The organism is Alkalihalobacterium alkalinitrilicum (assembly GCF_002019605.1).
Classification (GTDB): domain Bacteria; phylum Bacillota; class Bacilli; order Bacillales; family Bacillaceae_F; genus Alkalihalobacterium; species Alkalihalobacterium alkalinitrilicum.
The window spans coordinates 1,594,135-1,620,158 of record NZ_KV917368.1 but is presented as its reverse complement, the minus strand read 5'-3'; the positions used below and the strand labels follow the sequence as shown (position 1 = coordinate 1,620,158).

Genomic DNA, 26,024 nt, shown 5'->3' with positions numbered 1-26,024 from the left:
TACAGTTTACAAGGCGAGAACGTCCATTACGGCACACCTGTTAACCCAAATGCATTGGATATTAATAATTATATAGTATAGAGACCATCACATAAGAAATTAAGATGGTCTCATTTTTGGGGGGAAAGTTTCTTATTAGAGAAATGGATAGGGAAAAGGTAAATTTAATGTTAAGTTGGATTATGTTCACTTTCTTCATAAGCAATAAGAATAACGTCCTTATTCGTTTGAGCTTGAAGATCTTTTTCTAATTCAATTACTCGGTTTAATAATTCTGGGTTAAGGTGTGCAGCTGTGTATCGATCAAATTCTGTCGGTTGACGTTGTTCGGTTGTCATATAAATCCTCCTTATTGAAACATAAGATAGTAGTATTATGTATATAACTTTCTCAACAAGATCTGTTATTATTCAATAATAATGATATAAAGTCGGCTATTATAAAAGAGGAAGAGTGGGAGATAAGAGCCAGTAATAAGCGCAAATGAACACAGACTAAGTACGCCACGTCCTGTGGCAACATTGTGTGACCCACATCGTGTGGCCTCATCTAACATTCAGTGAGGAATGATCGAAAACTCCTACCGAATGAAGGTTCACTTTATGGTAAAATAGTGTCGTATTTAATAAGTAAAATAATGATATATTGTTTTAAGTAAAGGGAGTATATAAATTGAATCCAAACTACTCAATTGAAAATAATAATAAGGCCTCTAAGCATAAAGACAACAGAAAAATCCTTATTATCACTTCAGTAGAAGCAGAAAAAGAAGCGGTAATCCGTGGCCTCCATAATAACAATAATATTGATGTTGTTGTTTCAGGGGTAGGCATAGCAGCGGCAGCGGCAACAACAGCTAGAGTTTTAGCTACTCAAAAATATGATCTCATAATAAATGCTGGAATTGCAGGTGGTTTTGTTGGACAAGCACAGGTTGGGACGATCGTCGTTGCCAATGAAGTTGTTGTAGCTGATTTAGGAGCAGAAACGTTAGACGGTTTTTCTAGTATAGGCGAGCTCGGTTTTGGTTCCTGTCGCTACGATGTTGATAAGGACCTAGTGTCGGATGTAGTAAAAGCCTTTTTGGATGCTGGAGAACCAGTAACAACGGGTCCGCTCATTACGGTTTCAACAACGACAGGTACAGCACAAACGACGCAGGCTCTAGAAAAGAGAGTACCTGGAGTTAAGGCTGAAGCGATGGAAGGGTTTGGGGTAGCCACTGCAGCGAAGCAATTTGATATTCCAATGTTAGAAATTCGTACAATTTCAAACCCAGTTGGACCGCGAGATCGTAATTCGTGGCGTATAAAAGAAGCGTTACAAAAATTACAAGAAGTTAGTTCAATTATACAGGAGGTTCTCACATGAAAATCGCTTATTCTCCTTGCCCGAATGATACTTTTGTTTTCCATGCCTGGGCACATGGTTTAATACCTAATGCTCCAAAGCTTGATGTTACGTATGCAGATATTGATATTACGAATAACCTTGCGACACAACCAAACAGCTTAGACATACTTAAAATTTCGTATGCAGCATTACCGTGGGCTCTAACCGAATATGCACTACTACCATGTGGAGGTGCGTTAGGAAGAGGTTGTGGACCGTTAATATTAACGAAACAAAAATCAGATGATCCGTCCGTGTTGTCAGGTCGCCGAGTCGCAGTACCAAGTGAGCGCTCAACGGCATATTTACTTTTCCGCTTATGGGCTACTAAAAATGTACCAGGAGGAGTAGGGGAAATCGTTGTGATGCCGTTTCACGAAATTATGCCTGCTGTCCGTGATGGTAAAATTGATGCAGGTCTTGTTATTCATGAAGCGCGGTTTACATACGGAAATTATGATTTGAATATGTTGCAAGATTTAGGTAATTGGTGGGAAAAGGATACTAACTTACCAATTCCGTTAGGTGCTATTATCGCTCGTCGTTCCCTTGATCTTATAAAAATTTCAGAAATCATTCGTTCTTCGGTAGAATACGCATGGGCGAACCCTGATGTATCTGCGGATTATATTCTATGTCATGCACAAGAGATGTCCATTGATGTTGCACAAGCACATATTAATTTATACGTTAATGAATTCACTAGAAACTTAGGTGAAGAAGGCTATGAAGCAGTTTTCACCCTTCTTAGTCGAGCGGCAAAGGAAGGCCTTGTACCTTCTTTCGATTTAGATGCATTGAGATGGGATGATCGTAAGTAGTAAAGGGTTATTAGAACAAGCTAGTAGCCTTTTCTAACGATTCACTTTTTGTCTTAATAAAGGTCTCTGAAGAGAAAACTCGAATAATAACTGATCCTCCATAGAGTCTTGCTTGGATAAGAATTGGTTGATTATAGTTGTTTTTAAACTTAAAGTCAGGACCATACCAACTGACTGTAGCATCACGTCCAGGCGGCACATACCGGACACGGCGACTGTGGGAGTAGCGCTGAACAATTTCTACTCCTACTTGGTCGACGGCATTAAAAAGGGTAGAGGATACTTGGCAAATCCCACCACCGATCCCATCTGTTAATTCCCCTCTTACAATGATTGGAGCAGGTAGATATCCCTTTTCAACGGTTCGATTTCCAACAACTTTGTTAAATGAAAACGTTTCGCCAGGAAAAACGACATGGTTATTGATGGCGTCTACTGCGAGAGATATATTATGCGCACGTTCTTTGTTAAATTTATTAAAATAAGTAATGTATTGACCGACTTGTTTCGTACGCAGGTTTAGTAGTAATTCACTGTCGACCTTAGGATATGTAATTATTCTTGGTACTTCAATTTCTGCTGAAGAATTGTTATAAAAATACGCGTAAAAAGATTCGATGAAGCTTTTTCGATCTAGTTCATACCCATGTTGTTCAGGTACTAATTTCCCGTGTGGGTCGATTGTTGCATTTATGGGATCCCTGGAAACTTGCTGATCAATTCTATTTAAGAACGCATCAAATTTCTCTTCGTTTAGAACTAACCCTTCAAAAACAGCTGTTGTAAAATCTGAACGATTTACAGTGGCAATCACTTGGTCGTCTAGTGTTATTGTTAAATTATTATGGACGTTAATAATTTGCATAAATATTAAAAGTAATGTAAAAAAAGTATATCTCATCAGCTAGATTACCTCCTTCATCTAGTATGAGTTAGATGATATTTTTTCATGTGAACAAAAAACTGGGAGGTGTAAATTAGGTTAATATTAAAAAACTCCATCGACTGTTCTAAAAAACAAACCGTTGGAGTAACTGTTCATTGATTTACTCTTAGTAAAAATCATTAACATCCTCTGCTGGGTTGGCTTCAACTGCAATTTCATATGCACTTAAAATGGCTTCACGTTCTTCTGTATCTGTTATTCCTACTAGATGTTGTTCCCCTTCATGATCCTCTACTCGCATTAGAACGGTATCTTGTTCTGAAGATAAAAGAGCATATGTATGATCAGACATATCAAACAAAGCCTCAACAGAATAATCCATTTCATTTCCATGTTCGTCTTCTACGGTAATATGATCCCTTAATTCGTTAGGTTCCACGCTAAACACCTCACAAAAAATTATTTAAGCGTAATTTACCCTTTATTCTTTGTATTTATTTGAATGACAAGTTCGTTTCAATTTTTTACATGAATTTATTAAAATAAGAAAAAATACGAAAAATGAGAAACCAAAGGGGGGTGAATCGGTGAAACAAACGAAAGCTTGGATTTGTTTTTCGATAACTATTTTTTTATTTCTCTTTTCTTTTTATTTACATACAGATCATATCGTCAAGGGAAGTGATCGAAAGCAATGGTTAATCAAAGAAATCGATCAAATTTTATTGGAAAATCCTAGTTTAGATGGTGCTTTGGCAAGTGTGAGCATCCGCTCAGGATCAACTGGGGAAGTTATTTATGACTATAATGGTAACATTAGATTGAAACCAGCTTCTAATCTGAAGATCCTTACAGCTGTAGCAGCACTAAATATTTTAGGTGAGGATTATCGTTTTAAAACTGAGCTACTCACCGATGGTAAGGTGAGATGGGGAATTTTAAACGGAAATTTGTATATTAGAGGGAAAGGCGATGTAACTCTTTTACCAACGGATATGGACGAAATGGCAAAGCAATTGCAAAAGATAGGTGTGAAAATCATCCGAGGAGATTTAATTGGTGATGATACATGGTATGACAATGTACGTTATTCAATCGATTTGCCATGGAGTGATGAAACAATGAGGTACGGTTCACCAATATCTGCTTTAACTGTATCTTCGGATAAAGACTACGATGCTGGCACAGTTAAGGTAGAAATTGTACCAGCGAGGCAAATGGATCAGAAAGCCTCTATTACAGTACACCCAAACAACAACTATTTTGAAATTATTAATAACATAAAAACGGTTTCTAGTGAGGAAATTGAAGATATTGTTGTGACACGTGAACATTGTACAAATCGGGTCATCGTAGATGGACAGATTCCGATTAGCGCAACGAAATTCATCGTAAAGGTTGCAGTATGGGAACCGACCGAATATGCGTTACATTTATTTCAGCAATCGTTAAAAGATAATGGAATAAAATTACTTGGAGATAAATCACGTGGTATCACTCCTGAAGATACCAGTATTCTTACATCCCATAAATCTGTTCCTTTATTTAAGTTACTTATTCCTTTTATGAAACTAAGCAATAATGGACATGGTGATACATTAATGAAAGAAATCGGCAAAGTAGTGAAAGGCGATGGAAATTGGGAAAATGGATTGGAAGTTACCAAAGAAGCTCTCGCTCAGTATGGAGTTAATACTGAAACGATTATACTAAGAGATGGTTCTGGAATATCCCACGTTAATTTAATTCCTACTAATGAGATTTCGCTACTTTTATATTCCATCCAAAAGGAAAAGTGGTTTACGACATTTTTACATTCTCTTCCTGTTGCTGGTGTTAGTAATAAAATGGTCGGAGGAACGCTTAAAAATCGTATGAAAGATACAGATGGAAGAGTAAAAGCGAAAACAGGAACGCTAGCAACAGTTAGTTCAATTTCTGGTTATGTTGAAACGAAAAGTGGGGAAACTCTTATCTTTTCGATAGTGATTAATAATATGATGGAAAATAAGAACGGAAAAAAACTTGAAGATCAAATTGTCACAACTTTAGTAAATTTTTAAGAAAACATTGAGCACATTTAACAGTTTTTCAATCAATGTATGATATCCTTTTTAGAAAGTGATATAAATGAGGTGTTATAATGAAAATAGAAGTATGGTCAGATTACGTTTGTCCATTTTGTTATATTGGAAAGAGACGGCTAGAAAGTGCATTAGAAAAATTTCCGCAAAAAGATCAGGTGAAAATTGAATTTAAAAGCTTTGAATTAGATCCTCATGCTCAGCGTGATACAACAGGGTCAGTATATGAAAATTTATCAAAGAAGTATGGTATGTCAATAGAAGAAACCAAAAAGATGACTGAAGGTGTAGCAGCACAAGCTAAATCGGTAGGATTAGACTTCGATTTTGATTCGATGATACGGACGAATACCTTAGATGCCCATCGAATCGCAAAGTTTGCTGAAAAACAAGGAAAAGACAAAGCGGTTACAGAGACTTTGTTAAGAGCGCATTTTATTGAAGCGAAACATATCGGTGACCATGAGACATTAGCTGATCTTGCAGTAATTACTGGCCTAAACCGACAAGAAGTCGAGGAAGTGTTAAAAGGGAATGCTTATGAAGAAGAAGTACGGGCTGACCAATTTAGAGCGAAAGATATTGGTGTTCAAGGAGTACCGTTTTTTGTTATCAATGAAAAATATGCAATATCAGGTGCACAGCCAACTGAAACATTCTTAAACGCATTGCAAAAAGTTTGGGAAGAAGAAAACGAGGAAGTAGTGTTAAAACCAATTTCAACAGCTAATCATCAAGGAGCTATGTGCACAGATGATCATTGTGAATCATAATAATTTAACCCCAATTCACTTTAAAGTGAATTGGGGTTTTTTAGCTAGGTCAGGTTATTATTGGATATAGAGGATAACGGCTCATTGTAGATGTTACTTTTACTATATTTTCTTTTTAGGAAACGCATTAGTAGAATTTCCTACATAACTTTCGTTTCCAGTATATCTGAAAATAGTAATGGTGAAAATTCGACAAAATCATTCAATTTTCATCAAAATTTGTTATAATGGAAGTCATAGTAATCGTCTACAAAATGGCTCTTTTAGCTATTAAAACTTTCAGCGTTGTTTCCCCTTCTACAATACGAGCCTTATTATAAATTGGAGTGATACTTTGATTATAGGAAGTAAGAAGATTACCGCATATATCCTTTTTTGCATAGGGATGTTTTTGATCATATATTATGTAATATCCGTACCTTATCAAATTTTCCTTTTGATCGCTCTACTAATCCCCTTCCTTTTTTTAAACAGACAATATCGTCTCTTTGTAAAACAAAATGAGAAATTAGAAGAAGAAAGACACAAAACTGAAAAGGAGTTTCATCAACTCCGACAAGAGAACGAACATCTTAATGAACTATTGAAAGATTTTAATCAAACGTTTTTCTCTTATAATGGTTCAAAAAGTGAGTTGTTTATTACTAAAGGAATAGAAGTTATTTTTCCTTATCCTCAAGAAGATTACAGTAAAAATGCAGGATTGTTAGAAGAGGTTGTAACATCTATCGAGGAAGAAGGTCCGAAATTTAGCGAACATTTATTTACAAAAAAAAGAATGAAAAATCAATATCATATTATGGATAAACACAACCGTCAACGTTGGATTGAAGTTTCAACGATGCCTCATTTAGACATGTCGAACCATATTATGAAAGTAGATGGTATGATTACTGACATAACGGATCGAAAGCAGTTAGAAGAATATTTAAGGCAAATAGCGTACTATGATGAATTAACAGACCTTCCCAATCGGAAGTTAATCTATAAACATTTAAGAAAAGCTTTAGCGAGATCGAAGCGTCATCATCATAATCTAAGCATCATGTTTATAGATTTAGATGGCTTTAAAAAGGTAAATGACACATTAGGCCATGAAGGTGGGGACTTCTTGTTAAAAGAAGTAGCTATTAGACTCAATAGCTGTGTTAGAGAAGAAGATTTAACAGGGCGACTGGGTGGAGATGAATTTATTATTGTTTTCGAAGAAACGAGTGAGGAAGAAATTATCGTTATTTCTGAAAGAATATTATCAGTAGTTTCCGAGCCTTATGCGATTCATGAGAAGGAAGCGAAAGTTTCACCAAGTATTGGTATAAGTATATATCCAGAAGATGGCGAGGATATTGAAACGCTTGTCCAAAATGCTGACAAGGCTATGTATTATGCAAAAGAAAAAGGTAAAGGAAATTATCAATTTTATACTACGGAGTTAAATAACTATCAATCTAAAAAAATAGGTATTTTTGAGAAAATTATTGGATCTGTTTCAAAAATAAAAGAGACATACACTAAAGGATAGCGTCAAAAGCACTCATTATTTGAGTGCTTTTTTTAGTGCGCCCAGCATGGGTGCAATTTATAGGGTGAAAGTCCCGAACTGTGAAGGCAGAAGTAGCAGTAGCTTAACGCAAGGGTGCCTGTGGTGACGCAGGATCTGAAGGAAGCGAGCGGCAAACTTCCGGTCTGAGGAACACGAACTTCATATAAGGCTAGGTATCATTGGGTGAGTCTGCTAAACAAGACAAAGTCCTTTCTGCCAAAGGTGATACAGAGTAAATGAAGCAGATAGATGGAAGGAAAGATTGTACTCTTACCTGGGGAGGTCTGACTGATAAGCCGAGCACACTCGGTAACCTATTTAGCGATAAATAGCTGAACAGTCAGAAGTCAGCAGAGGTCATAGTACTCGACTAGCTTAAGATAGTCGAGGAAGGGCCGAACATTTAGGAAGAATGTACGCTAGGCGTTCATTGTTTATGATGATACAGACAATCCAAATTGGACTTACTTAAAGGAGGAAACGGTGAATCCCGTGGGGGACTTTAAGAGGGTGGAATAAACAATGGCACAAATAGAACGGCCATTCACGCGAGAGGATGTATCGAAATGATGAAACAACTGTTGTCACGGGACAATCTGATTTCGGCTCTAAAGCGGGTCGAAAAGAATAAGGGTAAGCACGGTGTAGATGAAATGCCTGTAAAATCCCTACGAGCACATCTTCTACTTAACTGGGACCACATCCGAAATCAATTAAAGACGGAACCTACGAGCCTATGCCAGTCAGGCGGGTCGCAATCCCGAAACCGAATGGTGGCATAAGGTTACTAGGCATTCCTACCGTGACCGATCGTCTCATCCAACAAGCGATTGCCCAAGTCTTAACCCCGATTTATGATCCAACCTTTTCTAAACATAGTTATGGTTTCAGACCAAGAAGAAGAGCCCATGACGCTGTAAAGGAAGCGAGGGCATATATAGAGGAAGGGTACAGATGGGTGATAGACATGGACTTAGAAAGATTTAGCGACATTAATTTAGGGCCAAATACAACCTTTAAGGTGAAAAAACTACTAAAATACTGTTAAATACTAACTCTATCGCATGATTACTATTTATTTTGTTAAGTACCTGTTCGAATACCGTAAGGTGTCTGAAAAGAACTGATGGGGTCTCCCTTTAGCCCCATAATGGTGCGCATTTTTCTCATAGGGTGTTGCTTTGAAAGTTCTTTTAAATCAGTAATTGTGATATGTAAATAGATTTGAGTTGTAGATAAACTTTTATTTCCAAGTAATTTTTGAATGGACACCAACTGAGCCCCATCTTGAAGAAGGTGCGTAGCACAAGTGTGCCGCAATTTCTGTGGAGTCACATTCTTATCAATATTAGCTCCTTCTGCATATTTTTTAACCATGTATTGGATCGCACGAGGAGTGAGGGGACCACCTTTTTTGCTTCCAAAGAGTTCAGGAATCTCGCTAGTTCTAGATCCTAAGTACTCATCAAGAGCCTCTTCTACGATGGAATCCAGTGGCACATAACGTTGACGTCCCCCTTTACCAGAAATAAGGATTTGTTTTTCAGTGAAATTGACGTCTACCACTTTCAAAGAACAAATTTCACTCACGCGTAAACCGGCAGAATAAATTAATGTAAGAATTGCTCGGTCGCGACGGCCAAGAATTGTGGTGGTATCTGGTTGAGAAAGAATATCCTGCATTTCTTTATTTTCAAGTACGACTGGAAGACGCTCTGGTGTATCTAGTAGTTTCGGCCATTTTTCACGTTGATCTTGTTTTGAATCTAGTAGTTCCATCAGGATGAGAAAGTCAATATAAGCTGAAAGAGTTGCCAACTTTCGACCAACCGCAGCTGAGGCATTTTTTCGCTCAACGCGAAGATAACGAATATAATCCACAACCAATTTAGCTTTAGAGGGATTATCCACGTGTGGATAGTAAATAGTGCAGAAAGTATTCATTACTTTTAGATCAATGGCGTAAGCTTCAGCGGTTTTGGGACGACATCCTCGAACCATTTGTGCATATTCTAGAAACTCTTGAATCGTAGATTCATTCATCATCTTTTTTCTCTCCTGACAAAGGTGGTATATTTTTACGTAATAAACTGACTGCTTTTCTGAGATCTTCAAAATCTGCATGAGCATAGGCACTCGTTTCAGCTAATGTCTTATGCCCTAAAGCTTTTGCGATGACTTCAATCCGGCCTCCACGTTTAATAAGGTGGGCGGTGAAGGTATGACGAATGGTATGTGGGCTTACAGGTTTTTGAATATTGGCGACTTCTGCATAATGGCGAATACGTCTAGTAACGGTCCAAGGCTTTATACGAGTTCCCTTTAAATTAAGTAAGAATGGACCAGATTTCTCCTTCCGGTACAACCCAAGATATTGCTTGAAATCATTTAAAGCAGCTTTTGGAATGGCGATTTGTCTGTCACGGCCTTTGCCTTCACGAATATGGACCCAGCCCTCTTTTATGTCTACGTCTTCGATGTTCAAATTACTTAGTTCTCCCACACGAAGACCAGTAGAATATAGAACAAGAAGCGCCATATAATCAGTAAATCCTTCTAGCTCAGATCGGTCTGGTGCAGATAGTAATCTCATCATTTCATCTTCAGTTAGGTAAGCTTGTTCTTTTGGTTGTTTAGGTACCATTTTTAGTGCCTCCATTGGATTGTCTGACCGCCAGCCCCGTTCCATGGCGTAGGAAATAAAAGACCGAAGGTGAGACAAGTTTTTATCTATGGTACATTGAGAAATCCCAGCTTGTCTACGAGAGCTCAACCAGCGAATAATGTCTTGACCACGTAAAGTTTCTATGCCATTTTCAAGGCAGTTAGGACAACCTACGGAGAATCGAGTTAGACTAAATCGGAATTCTTTAATTGTTCCTTTACTGTATTTTTTCATGCCAATTGCCGTTCTTATAAACTCCTCAATTTGGTTCGCTAACTTCCCAACCAGGGGGGCAGCCTGTGACGTCATCGTATATTTTCGTCGTAAGGAAGTCATTGGTTTTTTACGAAAATTTTTTACTAATTTGAGTTTCGACCGTTTTGGAATTGTTGCTTCATTAATTGGATGAGATTCTAGTGCAGCGGCGATCTCAGGGTTTTGTATCCTTGCATAATGTAATGTAGTTGTAACTTTTTTATGACCGAGCCAATCTTTAATATGTACAATGTTTCCTCCTTGTTGGAATAGGTGGGTGGCGCAAGTATGTCGTAATTGATGAGGTCGCAATGGTTTGATCCACATTTCAGAGTAAGATTTAAAAGTTACGCCAATTAAATTGTTAGTCATCGCTTCTTTTCTCCAAGTAAGAAACAGTGGAGAAGCCATATCAAGATCCTTACGAGTGGCTAGATAAGTTTGAAGTAACTCTAGGACCTCACCAACAAGGGGCACACGCCGGTCTTTACGTCCTTTACCAGCCCGAATACAGAGAACCTGTTCCTCCCAAAGAACATCACTGAGCAGAAGATTAGCCGCTTCTCCCGCTCGTATACCAGTGGCATACATAAGAGCGAATAAGGCTAAATTCCGCTTTCGAATGGGGTCAAACTGGCGCCTCCCTAAGAAGGAGTTAACCTGTCTTCTTAACTCTTTAAGGCAATCTTGGATTTCTTCTAAAGATGCGACTTCAGGTAGAGCTTGGTGGGTATCTAAATTAGTGTAAGATAAATGGATACTTGGATTTTCAAAGCAGTACTCCTGTTGTTTTAAATAGGTAAAAAAGGAACGAATTTGGCTTACAATAAGGTTTCGGTAACCAAGAGATTTTCCTTCTGTTCGTTCAATACAGTAGTTTTCAAGATCAACAAGTTTAACAGATTGGAAGTTTAGGGAGCGCTCTTCCAGGTGCTTAGTTAGCTTCTTTAATTCCCTTCCGGTGCTCAAAACAACTTTTGGAGTATATCCCTTAATGACAGACTGGTATTCACGATATTCTTAAATGATAGATTCCATAATAATTTCTCCTTTTAATATATTTTACAAGATCCTAAGGTCTTGATGATAATTATTTATGGTTCTATCTTATATCGCTAAAGAGAGATTTTTCGATACAGTTCATCACGATAAACTCATGCGTATTATAGCCAACACAATAGAAGATGGTGACGTCATCTCACTAATTAGGAAATACTTGGTTAGTGGAGTAATGGTAAATGGGAACTATGAAGAAACGCAGGTTGGTACTCCGCAAGGAGGAAACCTCAGTCCATTATTGAGTAATATTATGTTGAATGAACTCGATAAGGAATTAGAAAGTAGAGGATTACGATTCATAAGATACGCTGATGACGCACTCATCTTTGTGAAAAGCGAAAAAGCCGCTGACAGAGTGATGAAATCAATCGTGAGATTTATAGAAGAGAAATTAGGATGGATAGTAAATGCCGAAAAGAGTAAAGTTTCTCGCCCAAAAGAGTTAAAATTCTTGGGATTTGGGTATTATTATGATCCTAATAACAAGAGATATCAAGTGCGGCCTCATCCAATTTCAGTACAGAAATTTCAAAGGAAGCTTCGACAATTGACAAAGCGAAATTGGAGTGTTCCGTTAGACTACCGAATACTGAAACTGAAACAAGTCATATTCGGATGGGTGAATTACTTTAGAATCGCAAATATGAAAACAGCAATGAGTCGAATAGATAAGAAATTACGCTCAAGATTAAGGGTAATCATCTGGAAACAATGGAAGGTAGCGAAAAAACAAATCAAGTCGCTAACTCAATTAGGGATACCTGAAGAAGAAGCGAAAGGATTAACGTTCTGCCGGAAAGGTTATCGGTATATCGGATTATCGAAAGTTGTTCAAAAAGCAATCTCAAACAAAAGACTAAAACAAAGGGGAGTACCCTCTGCTTTAGAACGTTACTTAAAAGTACACACTGTAATATAAATTGAAACGCCGTATACGAGACCCGTATGTACGGTGTTGTGAGAGGGGCGAAAATAGGTTAACTTATTTTCCCTCTACTCGATTTCATTTCATTGCTTATAATATTTGCAATTGCATTATCTCCTTTACCTTGCTGGTAGAGGCTAAAGATATATTTAAGTATAGTTGCTTCATCATCATTAATTTCTAGTGTTCGTTCCTTTTTGTTGTATTGATAACCATAAGGCACCGTTCCACCATGCCACTTTCCTTCCTCAATCATTTGGTGCATACCGAATTTGACTCGTTCAGCTGAATTTTCACGTTCCCATTGAGCCACAGCGGCCACCAGTGTAATAAATAATCTACCAGTTGGTGTAGTCGTATCAAATACTTCCGTTGATGACTTAAACATGCACCCATGTTCTTCAAACCGTTCAAGGAGCTTGTAGAGGTCCATTACGGATCTAGTGAGTCGGTCTAATCGATAAACCAAAACTACATCAATTTTCTTTTCTACAATATCTTCAAGCATCCGTTGCAGCTGTCCACGGTTCGTATCTTTTGCGGATCGTCCTTCGTCAATGTAGTAATCAATAATGTTCCAATCCTGCGACATTGCAAACATCTCAAGACGTTCTTTTTGGGCTCGTATTGAAAAACCCTCACGGGCTTGTTCTTCGGTAGAGACCCGAATGTAAATTGCACAACGCATAAATTCACCTCGAATTGTTTACTTCATTTATATGGGATAGTTCTAATTTAAATTAATATAAAGTCACAATATAAGTAGGGGATTGGTACATTTGAATAGGATCTTACGTTCTGTATATGATGTAAAAATGATTAGGGGACTATTTGTTTTAAACCGGAATTTAAGTTATAACAATTTAATTGCTTAGACATTAACTATGATGAAGTAGATGACATAACTCATGTCGTAATCTTCCCATTGTTCAACAGGTAGAGCTAGATATCAATAATCATGGTATCGAGGTCACCTATAATCAGAAAAAAGTGTAAATAAATGTTTCTATATATACATCTAAATTAGTAGGTTTTTAATTGGACATTATAAAACTAAAATTAAGAATATATGTTCGGTAATGCATAAAAGAGGCTGGGACAAAACTCAGTAAATGGAATTAAAAGAGGCCCCGAGAACAGTTTTTTGTTCTCGGGGCCTCTTTCGTATGTATTTAAGTTTTTGCATTTTACAAAACAAAAAAAGGACAACCTCTGATAAAATTAAAGTTCCTATACAATAACCATCGGAGGACGGGACTAAGATTGAAGCCAATGCCAATAAGTTTTCATTCGTTTGGCGAAAATCGATTGAAAAATACAGTGCCAGCCTGATCGAAAAATCAAACCAATTGTATGATGAGTTGGTGGAGAAAGAAATCATTCCTGAGATTGAGCGAGAAAGCACTGAGGAACTTTCAGTCGAGGAGCTCTCTCTTATCACAGAGAAGTTAGAAGAGACCGTCGAAGAATACACTAAACAAATTGAAGCAAGTGAAGGGGCAAGCGAAAGGAAGGACCTTCGTTCAAAGCGTAAAGAACCAAAGAAAGCTCATAAACAATTTCAAGATCTTTTCATGCGCAAACAGAAGTACCAAAAAGACATGGAAATCTTCAAAGGACGGAATAGTTATTCAAAGACAGACCACGATGCCACGTTTATGCGTATGAAAGATGATTATATGAAAAATGGACAACTGAAAGCTGGTTATAATGTACAAATTGCGACAGAAGGTCAATATACGCTCGCTTACGAGATTTTTCCCAATCCAACTGATACACGTACGTTACGCCCATTCCTTGATAAAATTGAGCACCATTTCTTTGAACTCCCAGAATATATTGTCGCAGACGCTGGTTATGGAAGTGAGGAAAATTATGAGGATGTGCTTAATAATCGAAAGCGCACGCCCCTTATCACGTACAATACATATCGTAAAGAGAAGAAAAAGCATTTTAAACAAGACGAATTTCAGACAGCCAATTGGGATTATCATAAGGAAGATGATTCATTTACGTGCCCAAATGGGAAAAAGCTGACGTTTCGTTACGAGTCGAACCGCACAGATCGTAATGGTTTTACACGAGCATTCAGTGTTTATGAATGTGAAGATTGTTCAGATTGCCCCTTCCGCTCTCAATGTACCAAAGCAAAGGAAGGGAACAATCGAAAAATCTTAATCAATGAAAAATGGGAACAACAAAAGAAGCTAATTCAACAGCTGCTGTTTTCAGAAGAGAAAACGGGTGAGATCTATGGCCGACGTAAGGTTGACGTAGAACCAGTTTTTGGAAATCTGAAGGCTAATTTGCGTTTCACTCGAATGTCCGTAAGGGGCGACGAGAATGTTATAAACGAATTGGGGTTTGCGTTCATGGCGGTGAACTTACGGAAGTACACCGCCGCGAACGCCGATCAAGTATCGGATAATAGAATAAATAAACAGAAAAAGGGTTCCAATCATTTTATTTTTATGATTGGAACCCTTTTTTATTATTTTTGGCTAGTTATGTCCCAGCCTCGTTCTTTTTTAATGGTTATTCGGGTGTTTTAATTGCGATTTGCTACCACGTCGCGAGTTGTATTCTGTTCCTTTATTGTTATCGCCAATCTCTCGACCAAATTCCGTATCTAACTTTCCGTGTCTTGCTGGGGCACTTTGATTTTTACTTCCGCCTTTATTATTGCGCTTGGTCATATGTACACCTCCCATCTGTTACACGGATTAATTTTCCAAGAATTAATGGTTTTATCTGTCCCCCAACCTGGTAAAGCATTAGCTCAATGGGGGACAGTGAACTGCTCCCTGTTAAAAAGTTTAGGTCATCTCAGCAAGTTCCAGACTTTATCAATTGATGGGGTCAATGAGAAAGAAGCAATTAAATGAGCGCTTTTACGATTTGTGTATTGAAGGAGTAAATATAAACTTAAAAGGCTGGAATTCATTCCAGCCTTAGGGATTTTTCTTTCAATCCATTTTTCAGCAGCGTAGTTAAATTTTTGCTTTTTCTAAGTTTGGTTTTTGGCCTAATAATGGGTTCGTTTGCTCAAAAGCATAAGCAATGTTTAAAATGTTCTCTTCTTTAAAGGCAGGGCCTATTATTTGCATTCCTACTGGTAATCCTTGATGGAGACCACATGGAATAGAAATAGCTGGAAGGCCACTAATATTTCCTGGACCAGTAAAACGTATTACGTGATCTAGAAACATTCCTTCGTTGTGGTTAATAATAACCTTATCTTCACCAATATTCGGAGGTAAAAATGGCAATGTAGGAGAGATAAGGGCATCGACCTTTTTAAAAATTTGAGCAAAATCTTTAGTCATTTGTTTTCTTATTTGTAGTGCCTGCAAATAATCTACTGCTGACGGGAGTTGCCCTAGTTTCAGTAAGAAGCGAACATCATCACCAAAATCGTGTTCTCTAGCAATTAAATTTTCGTAATGGATTGTACTGGCTTCGCTTATGATGGTTATCATTTCTGCATATTCAGAATATTGAAGAGCTGGGATCTTTACTTCTTCTATTTTTGCTCCCAAAGACTCTAATTCTAAAATCGCTTTTCTGACATGCTTTTCTACAGAGCTATCGACATTTTTGAAAAAGTACTCTTCATTTATTCCAATAATTTTCCCTTTTATATCAGTACTTAATAAATCATGGTAGTTTCCTTTTGGGATGTCTACTGTTGTCGGATCCTTGACATCATACCCAGCAATATAATCTAGCATAATAGCGGCATCTTCAACACTCTTAGTCATTGGTCCGATATGATCAAGTGACCATGCAAGTGGGAAGCATCCATATTTACTCACTCTTCCATGTGTGGGCTTTAATCCAACAATTCCACATGCTGATGCTGGAATACGAATGGATCCACCCGTATCAGTGCCGAGTGAGGCTATTGTCATATCAGCAGCCACAGCGGCCCCTGATCCACCACTTGAGCCACCAGGAATTTTTTCAGTATTCCAAGGGTTTCGACATGGACCAAAGTGAGGGTTTGTTGTATTGGCACCCCAAGCATATTCATGCATATTTAACTTTCCACTAAAAGCAACTCCTGCTTCTTTTAGCTTAGTTATGACAGTAGCATCGTAATCTGGGATAAAATTTTCATGTATTTTCGAACCCATCGTGACCTTCTCACCTTTAAAATAAAGAATATCTTTTAATGTTAATGGGATGCCATGAAGATTTCCTTTATAGTTTCCTGCTTGTATGTCTTGCTCTGCTTGTTTCGATAAATTTATTATTTTGTCCTAATCATGCTCGATAAAGGCATTAATTTGACCTTCGAAATCATCAATTCTTTTAAATAAGGATTTAGTAATGTCAACTGGAGAAATATCACCCTGACGTAACATTGGTGCCAATTCAGATATCGTCATTTGCGCAAGATCTTTACTCATTCTCTACCACTCCTTCCTGAATCATGACAAAGAGCTATATCTTCGGGGCCAATACCTAAATTGTCTAAATCTCCCTTTAAGTGTTGAATAGCTGTCCACTGATTTTCAAGAGTAATACCTTCTTCAGAAGTCACTTTAATTTGCCTTGATTTTAACAATATTTCTGCATTTGTCTCCAAAACTAGCACCTCCTAATATTATGAATGGAAATTACAATGGTGAAACCTGTCCTCCTTTACTCGTTTGAATATTGAATTGCAATAGTTGTGCCAATTTATTAATACTTACTCTTACTAGATTTATAAAAAGAATTAGATTTTGAATGTTCTATTATGAGACACTATAAATATGGATAGGCTACACTTAGTTGGACAATAAAAATAAGGGCTAGTAGAATAACATATAACGAGTGAGGAGCGAATCTACTATGTCCCAAAAAAGAAGAACGTTTACCACAGAATTCAAGAAGCAAGTGGTTGCTTTATATGAATGTGGAAAAAGTCGTCAAGATATTGTCCGTGAATATGAATTAACTCCGTCTGCTTTAGACAGGTGGATTACTCAGTTTCAACAGTCTGGTTCCTTCAAAGAGAAAGACAATCGAAGTCCAGAGGAACAAGAATTGATTGAGTTAAGAAAAAGAAATAAACAGCTAGAAATGGAAGTCGATATTTTAAAGCAAGCCGCGCTGATCATGGGGCGAAAATAGAAGTCATTGAGAAAAATCGGCACTTCTATTCGGTATCAGCAATGTGCAAAGTCCTACAAATAGCTCGAAGCACCTTTTATTATGAAACAGAAGTAGCTGCTCAAAAAGAAAAGGAAAAGGCTACAGAAGAACAAGAATTAAAAGAAAAAATACTAAAAATCTTTAATGAAAACCGTAAAGTATATGGAACTCGTAAAATAAAACGAGAGCTTTTAAAAGCGGGTCACAAGGTTTCCAGACGTCGCATAGGAAGGTTGATGAAAGAGCTCGGAATCCAATCGAAGTATGCACAACCTTCCTACAAACCAATGAGCTCTCAGCCAAATGAAGAATCCGTTCGAAACATATTAGATCAGGAATTCCAAGTGAATGAAGAAATGTCCGTACTGGTTAGTGATTTAACGTACGTCAAAGTAGGACATTATTGGAGCTACGTCTGTTTTTTAATTGATTTATATAATAGAGAACTAGTTGGTTATAGCGTTGGAAAACGCAAAGACGCAGCTTTGGTTCAACGCGCCTTCGCAACGGTTAATCGGCCATTAGAGAATGTAAAACTCTTTCATACAGATCGCGGATCTGAGTTTAAAAACGTAGCTATTGATGAATTATTAAGTGAAAATGAGATTGAACGTTCATTGAGCGATAAAGGAAACCCTTATGATAATGCAGTGGCAGAAGCGACACTTAAGATTTTAAAAACAGAACTAATTCATGGGGAGCAGTTCCATTCCCTTAACCACCTAGAACTTGAACTGTTTGATTATATCAATTGGTACAATAACATCCGTTCGCACAGTGCCCTGGGGTATCAAAGTCCAGCAAGTTATCGAAACTTAGCCCCTAAAAAAATTGTTTGATTTAGTGTTGACATACCAATAAGAATAGTTTTCCAAAAGTGAATATTAATAAAAAAATTACAAAATGTGCCGTTTTAATACACTGTCCTAAAATGAAACATGGGGGAAATGTGAGAGGGGAGACTGTCTACTTGACATGGGCAGTTCACCATCACGATGAGTTAATATGTTGCCTTAAAGAAGAGGGACAGTCCATTAAATTCCAATTAGGTAGGGGAATACAAATGATAGCTGAAATTAGAGGGGAAATTAGTGGTCTTGGTTCAAATTTAACGTAACGATTAGAAGACAATTTAACTGGTAATGTATTTGGTGTATTAAGGTATATCCCTTTTTTATGTAATGAGGGAAGTACTTGCAAATGGAGTGCATTCAAAGTCTGTTGCGAAATGATACGAACTATCCATTGTGAATTTTGGGAGGATAAGATAGGGGTTATTTTAAGTTTAGCAGCAACCGCCAGTACTTTAAATATGGAGTTAACAACCATAGGTGGAAGCATCGCTGTGGGAGCTATTATCTCTGGTCTGCTAGTTTCTATTTTAGGAATGTTTGGACTTGCGAATCTATTAAAGAAATGGTTCACGCCAGTTGTGATGTTCGTCTTTTTATTACTGCTTGCCAATCAGTTAATCTATATTTTTCTTAAAGGAATGCTAGGTTTAAATAATAGTGAGTATATTGATGTTTATATGGCTTGTTTTTCTTTTATGATCGCTGCTTTCACGATTTATCTAAATGTAAAAGGGAAGGGGGTTATAAGTAACCTCTCCTTACTTATAGGAATGGTAGATGGTTGGATTGGGACGGTTTCCCTTTTTCAGCATGAAACTGTCAGTACTGTAAAAACAACTCCTTTCCTTACATGCTTTTCGTGGGGTGAGCTAAGTCTTGCATGGGGAATTGTGCTGATCGTTGTCATTACTGGGTTATAAAATACAACCAAAACGATCGCGACTTTAAAAGGCGCGGAAGATATCTATGAAAGGGAGACTCAACCGAAGCAATATCGTTCACCTCTCATGCTATCCAGAGGGTATACATCAATATCTGGTATGTTGGGACTTGTCCATTATGCCCCTTACGCATCTTCACTCGTTTTTTTACAATCGACAGGAATTAAAGATAGGTTTCTCATTGGTTCGGTCCTATTTTTCATTATAGGCGCTATCCCAACATTAAGTACATTCTTTTCTACTATACATCACAGCGTAGGGAATACGATTTTGTTTGTGACGTATTTGCAGTTATTTCCGTCTGCACTTAGAAATATTGAAGGCTTCCAATTTACCTCAAAATCTATTTATCGCATTGCGTTTCCAGCTTTGTTAGGAATGGCAATCATGAACATTCCAACAGAGGCATTTCTGCAAATACCTGTAATCGTTTAACCGCTCGTTTCCAATGGGTTATTAATGGGGATATTAGCAGCCGTATTCAGTGAATTAATATATTATTTGTCACAATCGAGGAAGAAAGTCATGGACAAACCCAAAATTTTAGGGCAATAAGCTTGTTTTGGGGTGATTTTTCTATAAATAAATACGTCAATTAAAATCCGTAACGAATACGGGTGCCAGGCACCTTTACCGCTTGATAGTGGTAAAGGTGTTTTGCTTTTAAGGAAAAATAGTTGATAAGAACGATCATCCCAACTTAGTTGTTTTTCTAATCAAAGCTAACTATCCAATAATAAAACAAAAATTACATTTTCAGTATTCAATGTTTTACAGTGCTATTTCATTACTTAAAAAAGTATATTCTATCCTAAAAAGTATTTTGATTTTACAGAGTTAAGAAAGCGCTTTCAATTTAGAATTAGGTATAACAACTGAATATTTAAAAAATTCAGATCTAAAAATACGCTTAAAAGGAGGGAACAAATGAAAGTAACTAAAGGTGAAGTTATAGCTGAGTTTATTGGGTGCTTTATTCTTATTTTTATCGGTGCTGGTTGTGTTGCAAGTCTAGTACTTAATGGCAGTGAGTTTGGTATGTGGGAGATTTCAATCATTTGGGGTATGGGGATTTCATTGGCTCTCTATATGACTGCGACAATTTCTGGAGCCCATATTAATCCTGCTGTTACATTATCTTTAGCTTTGTATCGTGGTTTTCCATGGAAAAAAGTAATTCCATATGTTATTGCACAGGTAGTAGGAGCTTTTACAGGTGCAGCAACCGTATACTTTTTATACTATCAAGCGTTTCAAGCCTACCAAGAAACGACTGGAATATTGATAGGTAGTGTAGAAAGTCAAGGAATGGCTAGCATTTTTTCTACCTTTCCAGCTCCTTATTTAAGTTGGTTTAGTGCTGGCATAATAGAGTTGGTCATCACAGCGGTGTTAATAGCAGGGATTTTCGCATTTATAGACGAGCGAAATGCATTTGCACCTCCGAAGTATTTGTTCCCTCTAGCAGTTGGTATTTTAGTAGCCATTCTAGGTGGTGCATTTGGTAGTTTAACAGGGTTTGCTATGAATCCCGCCCGTGACTTCGGGCCAAAACTTTTCACTTCTTTAGTTGGTTGGGGAGAGGTGGCATTACCAGCAGCGAATTGGTATTTCTTAGTTCCTATCATCTTTCCGCTCCTTGGGGCCGTTGTAGGAGGAGCTATTTACGATAGGCTAATAAGAAAACATTTACCTAGTGAACATCAAGAAGTGGTTGAAGATATTGAACTAAATGAACAAAAAAGGCAATCGGTTTAAGTTAAATAGAAGTAAAGGGGTGTTTTTATGAAGAGTACAGTTACATCTGTCAAACGTTCAAAACGATTTCAAGTTCTAGAAGAAAGACCAGTAAATAAGGATGGGTTTGTCCATGAATGGCCAGAACAAGGATTTGTTGCGATGGCTAGTCCTAATGATCCAAAACCTTCTATTAAAGTTGAAAATGGAAGAGTCCTTGAATTAGACGGGAAAGCTAGAGAAGAATTTGACATGATGGACCAATTTATTGCTGATTATACGATTGATGCAGCTACGGCAAGTGACGTAATGAAATTGGACAGTTTGGATATTGCTAGAAAATTAGTAGATATTAATGTCTCCCGTACAGAAATTTTAAACATTACTAAAGGCATGACTCCTGCAAAAGTCGTCGAAGTGCTAAATCATCTAAACGTCGTTGAAATGATGATGGCTCTTCAAAAAATGAGAGCGAGAAAGATGCCTTCTAACCAATGTCATGTTACAAACGTTCGAGATAACCCTGTACTTATGGTGGCTGATGCAGCAGAAGCAGGTATTCTTGGATTTGACGAACAAGAAACGACTGTCGGTATTGTTCGTTATGCCCCATTTAATGCGCTCGCCCTTTTGGTTGGCTCACAAACAGCTAGAAACGGAATATTAACCCAAGATGCCTTAGAAGAAGCAACGGAATTACGCCTAGCGATGCTCGGACTTACGACATATGCTGAAACGATTTCAATTTATGGAACAGAATCAGTCTTCATGGATGGTGACGACACACCATGGTCGAAGTCATTCTTAGCATCTGCTTATGCTTCACGCGGTTCTAAAATGCGTTTTACGTCTGGAACGGGTTCAGAAGTTCAGATGGCTGGAGCAGAAGGTAAATCGATGCTCTATTTAGAAGTCCGCTGCGTTATGATGGCCAAAGGCGCTGGGGTGCAAGGGCTACAAAATGGTTCAATCAGTTGTATCGGTATACCTGCGTCTGTTCCAAGCGGTATCCGTGCTGTCCTTGCAGAAAATCTAGCAACAACAATGTTTGACCTTGAAGTTGCTTCGGGGAATGACCAAACGTTTTCTCACTCTGAAATTCGCCGCAGTGCAAAAATGCTTTGTCAAATGCTTCCTGGTACAGATTTTATTTTTTCTGGCTTTAGTGCTGTACCAAACAGTGACGATATGTTTGCAGGATCAAACATGGATTCCTCGGATGTTGATGATTACTTAATTATCCAACGAGATATGATGGTGGATGGTGGAATAAAACCAGTTAAAGAAAATGAAGTCATTGAAGTTCGGTATAAAGCTGCAAAAGCGATGCAAGCGATTTTCGAAGAACTTGGTTTTCCAGAGATTACGGAAGAAGAGATTGAAGCAGCAACATACGCAAATGGCAGCAGTGACATGCCAAAACGGAATGTCGTTGAAGACTTAAAGGCAGCAGAGAAAATTTTAAAGGAAGGAATTACAGGGTTTGATATCGCTCTGATCCTTGCAAGACGCGGATTTACAGAAACTGCAGAACGGATCTTTAATATGCTGAAACATCGTGTTGCAGGAGATTACTTACACACATCAGCCATTATTAATAGCGACAATATCGTCATTAGCGCTGTTAATAACGAAAATGACTACACAGGACCAGGAACAGGTTATCGACTCAGCGAAGAGCGTTGGAATGAAATCAAAAATATACGACAAGCCATTAATCCGAGTGATTATTAAAATAAGAAGGGAGGAAAGAACATGACTATTGGTTCGTTTTCAATTGATATGTCTCTAACTGAATTAGATTTAGCCAAAAAAAGTGTGAACCCAAAAGAAGTGGTTATCTGTATTTCCCCTGCTTTTGGTAAAGAAATGAATTTGACAATTGTAAAAGTAGATCATGCCATGGTGCTAAGGGAACTTATATCAGGTATCGAGGAACAAGGAGGCATACCGCGAGTTATTCGCAGTTACCATACGTCAGACCTAGCATTTATGGGGCATGAAGCCGCTAAACTAAGTGGGTCAGGTATAGGAATTGGGTTGCAATCGAGAGGAACGACAGTCATTCACCAACAAGATTTAGATCCGTTAAGTAATTTAGAATTATTTCCACAATCTCCGCTAATTACTCTTGATACGTATCGAGCGATTGGTCGAAATGCCGCTTTATATGCATTAGGAGAAAGCGTTGATCCTGTGCCTGTTGTTAATGATCAAATGGCCAGACCAAAGTATCAAGCCATTGCCGCTATCTTATATTTAAAAGAAGCACAGTGTGTAGTAAAAAATAAAAGATCAATAGAAGTAGATTACAAGTTTTTAATAAAAGAGGAGGTTTAATAATGAGTAAGCTAACTAAAAAAGATTACCCACTTGGTCAACATAGAACGGATTTAATATTTACTCCGACAGGTAAATCCTATGATGAATTAACGTTAGACGCTGCCTTAAATGGAGAAATTTCCAGTGAGGATATTCGGATAAGTCCAGAAACAGTGTTGTATCACGCAGAAATTGCTGAAAGCCTGAACCGTGTTCAATTAGGAAAAAATTTTCGTCGTGCTGCTGAACTGATTAAAATTTCAGATAAAAGAATACTAGAAATGTATAATGCTCTTCGACCAAACCGTTCTACAAAAGAAGAACTGCAGGCAATTGCAGATGAATTAGAGCAGGAGTACGGTGCAATAGAAAATGCAAAATTAATTAAAGAAGCCGCTGATGTTTACGAAAGACGGGGAATCCTGCGTCAAGAAGAGGTTTAATATGAACAAGCAAATCATTGCCGGGATTGATATTGGTAATTCATCAACAGAGGTAGCGATTGCTGAAATCAGCGAGTCAGAAACAAAATTTTTGGCGCAGCACCTCGTTCCAACAACAGGGGTAAAGGGAACAATCGACAATGTAAAAGGGGTATCCATCTGTTTGAAAAAAGCAGTAACAAAAGCAGGGATTGACCTTTCAAGTATTAATCAAATCCGAATCAATGACGCAGTTCCAGTAATTGGTGATCTAGCGATGGACTTAATCAGCGAAACGATCATTACTGAATCTTCGATGATTGGTCATAACCCAGATACACCAGGAGGGGCAGGTCTGGGTGTTGGAGAAACAATCTTAATTGATCGATTAAGTCAATTATCTATAGATGAAGAAAATACAAAAGAATATATTGTCGTGGTTCCGAAAGATTTTGATTATGAATGGGTCGCTTTTACTATCAACAAAGTAGTTTCAAGAAGAGTACCCATCGCTGGAGCAATTGTACAAAAGGATGACGGTGTACTTATTCATAACCGATTAGATCATAAAATACCTATTGTAGATGAAGTATCTATTATTGAGAAAGTCCCTATCGGAAAGCTTGCAGCCGTTGAGGTCGCTTTACCAGGACATGTAATAAGAATGATAAGTAACCCATATGGTTTATCGACCGTTTTTAGTTTAAATCCAGATGAGACAAAACAAATTGCGCCTGTAGCAAAATCATTAGTAGGAAACCGTTCTGCAGTAGTTATCCGGACGCCACAGGGCGAAATCGTTGAAAGAAAAATTGAAGCTGGCAGCATAACTCTTTGCGGAACTTCTAAACACGCCCAAGTTTCAATCAATGATGGTGCTCAAAAGATCATGGAAGCTTATCAGAAAATCGATACATTAATCGACGTAAGAGGTGAAACAGGTACGAATGTGGGCGGCATGTTAAATGGTCTTAGACAAGATTTAGCAGATTTAACAGGTCAACCTGCAAACGAAATTTATATCACGGATCTATTAGCTGTTGATGCTGGAATTCCGACTTCCATTAGTGGGGCGATGGCTGGTGAGCTATCGATGGAAAGTGGTGTTGCTCTTGCGTCAATGGTTAAGACGGAAACTACTTCTATTAGTAAAGTGGCCGAACTACTAGAGGAGGAACTAAGTATTCCAGTAGAAGTGGGCGGTGTTGAAGCTGAAATGGCAATAAAAGGCGCCCTCACTACACCAGGAACGGAAAAACCAATCGTTATCCTTGATATGGGTGGGGGCTCTACAGATGCAGCTACTATAGATGAGATGGGAAAGATTTGTACAACTCATTTAGCTGGTGCAGGAGATATGGTCACCATGCTTATAAACTCCGAGCTAGCACTCCAAGATCAAGAACTTGCTGAAAAAATTAAAAAATACCCGTTAGGCAAAGTGTTGAGTTTATTTCATATGCAACTAGAAGATGGAACGATACTTTTTTCAGAAGAACCGTATCCGCCATATACATTTGGAAAAGTCGTTATCCGTGAAGAAAATGATTTAACACCTTTACCAATTCGAGAATCGATAGAGAAAATACGAACGATCCGCCGTGAATCCAAGAGAAAAGTGTTTGTCACAAATGCTTTACGTTCACTAGAACAGGTTGTTCCAACAAAGAACATTAGGCATATATCTTTTGTTGTCATGTTAGGTGGTTCAGCTCTTGACTTTGAAATTCCACAAATGATTAGTGATGAATTATCTAAATACGGCATCGTTGCTGGTTTTGCCAATATACGAGGGACTGAGGGGCCGAGAAATGCTGTAGCTACTGGTTTGGTACTGTCCTCAAAAGTTCAAAGTGGTGCAGTCCATGGTTAGCAGGAACATATTTATCCCTATATTTTATCGAGAAATGACTAGTTTTCTAGACATAAAAGAATTATGTGCAGGTCTTGAAGAGGAAGGAGTTCCCTATCATGTTAAACAAAGTAATGATTGCAAAAACGGTTTAATCCCTCTTCAAGTAAAAATCATCATAGAAGGTGAAAAAATGAAAGTTTATCATGAAAAACTAGAAAAACCGTATATCACCGAAACGAAAGGAAACGAAAGAAAACTAGGAAAAAATGCTGCTAGATTAGTAAAAGGTTTACCTCTTATTTAATCTATTGTTCTTTTCTAGGTAATTAAAAGATATGGAATATCAGG

Annotated in this window: 22 protein-coding genes and 4 pseudogenes; 17 read left to right on the top strand and 9 right to left on the bottom strand. The window is 37.8% G+C overall.

What is annotated here, in order from left to right:
- Positions 1-170 precede the first annotated feature (170 nt).
- The gene (locus tag BK574_RS27840; RefSeq protein ID WP_169917338.1) at positions 171-338 is read right to left on the bottom strand and encodes a hypothetical protein; all 168 of its coding nucleotides are present in this window, start codon (positions 336-338) and stop codon (positions 171-173) included.
- A 334-nt stretch (positions 339-672) separates the two neighbouring features.
- Here BK574_RS27840 and BK574_RS07595 point away from each other — a divergent pair, with 334 nt between their 5' ends.
- The gene (locus BK574_RS07595) at positions 673-1,371 is read left to right on the top strand and encodes a futalosine hydrolase (protein ID WP_078428167.1); all 699 of its coding nucleotides are present in this window, start codon (positions 673-675) and stop codon (positions 1,369-1,371) included.
- Positions 1,368-2,213 (top strand): 1,4-dihydroxy-6-naphtoate synthase, encoded by an 846-nt coding sequence (locus tag BK574_RS07590; protein WP_075388938.1) that lies wholly within the window; start codon positions 1,368-1,370, stop codon positions 2,211-2,213. Before BK574_RS07595 ends, BK574_RS07590 begins: the two co-directional genes overlap by 4 nt.
- A gap of 10 nt (positions 2,214-2,223) precedes the next feature.
- Here BK574_RS07590 and BK574_RS07585 read toward each other — a convergent pair whose 3' ends face one another.
- Both BK574_RS07585 and BK574_RS07580 read right to left on the bottom strand, forming a co-directional pair.
- Entirely contained in the window at positions 2,224-3,114 is an 891-nt protein-coding gene (locus BK574_RS07585) for a VanW family protein (RefSeq protein ID WP_078428166.1), read from the bottom strand.
- 151 nt (positions 3,115-3,265) lie between these two features.
- The gene (locus BK574_RS07580) at positions 3,266-3,538 is read right to left on the bottom strand and encodes a DUF1292 domain-containing protein (protein ID WP_238457645.1); all 273 of its coding nucleotides are present in this window, start codon (positions 3,536-3,538) and stop codon (positions 3,266-3,268) included.
- Between the two features lie 148 nt (positions 3,539-3,686).
- Between BK574_RS07580 and dacB the strand changes: the two genes are divergently transcribed.
- The 4 genes and pseudogenes from dacB to BK574_RS07560 all read left to right on the top strand — a co-directional run.
- Positions 3,687-5,162: a D-alanyl-D-alanine carboxypeptidase/D-alanyl-D-alanine endopeptidase gene (dacB, locus tag BK574_RS07575; protein ID WP_078428165.1), complete on the top strand. Its 1,476-nt coding sequence runs from the start codon at positions 3,687-3,689 to the stop codon at positions 5,160-5,162.
- An 80-nt stretch (positions 5,163-5,242) separates the two neighbouring features.
- The gene (locus tag BK574_RS07570) at positions 5,243-5,956 is read left to right on the top strand and encodes a DsbA family oxidoreductase (RefSeq protein WP_078428164.1); all 714 of its coding nucleotides are present in this window, start codon (positions 5,243-5,245) and stop codon (positions 5,954-5,956) included.
- Positions 5,957-6,341: 385 nt separating this feature from the next.
- A complete protein-coding gene (locus tag BK574_RS07565) occupies positions 6,342-7,478 on the top strand; it encodes a diguanylate cyclase domain-containing protein (RefSeq protein ID WP_139313934.1) in 1,137 nt (378 codons plus the stop codon).
- 587 nt (positions 7,479-8,065) lie between these two features.
- Positions 8,066-8,490: pseudogene (locus BK574_RS07560) on the top strand (reverse transcriptase domain-containing protein); the annotation flags it as partial.
- A gap of 92 nt (positions 8,491-8,582) precedes the next feature.
- Here BK574_RS07560 and BK574_RS07555 read toward each other — a convergent pair.
- Positions 8,583-9,545 carry a tyrosine-type recombinase/integrase gene (locus BK574_RS07555; RefSeq protein ID WP_158211584.1) on the bottom strand — a complete coding sequence of 321 codons (963 nt, stop codon included), beginning with the start codon at positions 9,543-9,545 and terminating at the stop codon, positions 8,583-8,585.
- Entirely contained in the window at positions 9,535-11,388 is a 1,854-nt protein-coding gene (locus tag BK574_RS07550; RefSeq protein WP_078428162.1) for a tyrosine-type recombinase/integrase, read from the bottom strand. Before BK574_RS07550 ends, BK574_RS07555 begins: the two co-directional genes overlap by 11 nt.
- A gap of 127 nt (positions 11,389-11,515) precedes the next feature.
- Here BK574_RS07550 and BK574_RS07545 point away from each other — a divergent pair, with 127 nt between their 5' ends.
- Entirely contained in the window at positions 11,516-12,397 is an 882-nt protein-coding gene (locus tag BK574_RS07545) for a reverse transcriptase domain-containing protein (protein ID WP_238457979.1), read from the top strand.
- Between the two features lie 58 nt (positions 12,398-12,455).
- Here the strand turns inward: BK574_RS07545 and BK574_RS07540 are convergent, their stop codons facing one another.
- Complete coding sequence (locus BK574_RS07540) at positions 12,456-13,091, bottom strand: recombinase family protein (RefSeq protein ID WP_078428161.1); 636 nt, start codon at positions 13,089-13,091, stop codon at positions 12,456-12,458.
- 562 nt (positions 13,092-13,653) lie between these two features.
- On the opposite strand from BK574_RS07540, the pseudogene BK574_RS07535 reads away from it, so the two are divergent.
- Positions 13,654-14,955 (top strand): annotated as a pseudogene (locus BK574_RS07535) (IS1182 family transposase); the annotation flags it as partial.
- Here the strand turns inward: BK574_RS07535 and BK574_RS26935 are convergent.
- The 3 genes and pseudogenes from BK574_RS26935 to BK574_RS07525 form a co-directional block, all read right to left on the bottom strand.
- A complete protein-coding gene (locus BK574_RS26935) occupies positions 14,932-15,099 on the bottom strand; it encodes an imidazoleglycerol-phosphate dehydratase (RefSeq protein WP_142247918.1) in 168 nt (55 codons plus the stop codon). The pseudogene BK574_RS07535 and the gene BK574_RS26935 sit on opposite strands and share 24 nt — an antisense overlap.
- Positions 15,100-15,393: 294 nt before the next feature.
- Positions 15,394-16,815, bottom strand: a pseudogene (locus BK574_RS07530) (amidase).
- Positions 16,812-16,994: a hypothetical protein gene (locus tag BK574_RS07525; protein ID WP_078428160.1), complete on the bottom strand. Its 183-nt coding sequence runs from the start codon at positions 16,992-16,994 to the stop codon at positions 16,812-16,814. The pseudogene BK574_RS07530 and the gene BK574_RS07525 overlap by 4 nt, the downstream one beginning before the upstream one ends.
- Positions 16,995-17,242: 248 nt before the next feature.
- Here BK574_RS07525 and BK574_RS07520 point away from each other — a divergent pair.
- The 9 genes and pseudogenes from BK574_RS07520 to BK574_RS07485 all read left to right on the top strand — a co-directional run bounded on the left by BK574_RS07520 (position 17,243) and on the right by BK574_RS07485 (position 25,980).
- Positions 17,243-18,384 (top strand): IS3 family transposase gene (locus BK574_RS07520; RefSeq protein WP_142247917.1). Its coding sequence is split into 2 segments (ribosomal slippage): positions 17,243-17,489 and positions 17,489-18,384, totalling 1,143 coding nucleotides; the frame shifts between segments, so codons are not numbered across the junction.
- A gap of 131 nt (positions 18,385-18,515) precedes the next feature.
- Entirely contained in the window at positions 18,516-18,662 is a 147-nt protein-coding gene (locus tag BK574_RS27410; protein WP_158211583.1) for a hypothetical protein, read from the top strand.
- Between the two features lie 111 nt (positions 18,663-18,773).
- Positions 18,774-19,775: pseudogene (locus BK574_RS07515) on the top strand (purine/pyrimidine permease).
- 492 nt (positions 19,776-20,267) lie between these two features.
- A complete protein-coding gene (locus tag BK574_RS07510; protein WP_078428159.1) occupies positions 20,268-21,098 on the top strand; it encodes an MIP/aquaporin family protein in 831 nt (276 codons plus the stop codon).
- 27 nt (positions 21,099-21,125) lie between these two features.
- Positions 21,126-22,811 (top strand): propanediol/glycerol family dehydratase large subunit, encoded by a 1,686-nt coding sequence (locus BK574_RS07505; protein ID WP_078428158.1) that lies wholly within the window; start codon positions 21,126-21,128, stop codon positions 22,809-22,811.
- Between the two features lie 21 nt (positions 22,812-22,832).
- On the top strand, positions 22,833-23,417 hold the full coding sequence (locus tag BK574_RS07500) for a propanediol/glycerol family dehydratase medium subunit (protein ID WP_078428157.1): 585 nt from the start codon (positions 22,833-22,835) through the stop codon (positions 23,415-23,417).
- 2 nt (positions 23,418-23,419) lie between these two features.
- Positions 23,420-23,842, top strand: coding sequence for a diol dehydratase small subunit (locus BK574_RS07495; protein ID WP_078428156.1), 423 nt, complete (start codon positions 23,420-23,422; stop codon positions 23,840-23,842).
- Position 23,843: 1 nt separating this feature from the next.
- Entirely contained in the window at positions 23,844-25,694 is a 1,851-nt protein-coding gene (locus tag BK574_RS07490; protein ID WP_078428155.1) for a diol dehydratase reactivase subunit alpha, read from the top strand.
- A 34-nt stretch (positions 25,695-25,728) separates the two neighbouring features.
- A complete protein-coding gene (locus BK574_RS07485; RefSeq protein ID WP_158211582.1) occupies positions 25,729-25,980 on the top strand; it encodes a glycerol dehydratase reactivase beta/small subunit family protein in 252 nt (83 codons plus the stop codon).
- Positions 25,981-26,024 lie beyond the last annotated feature (44 nt).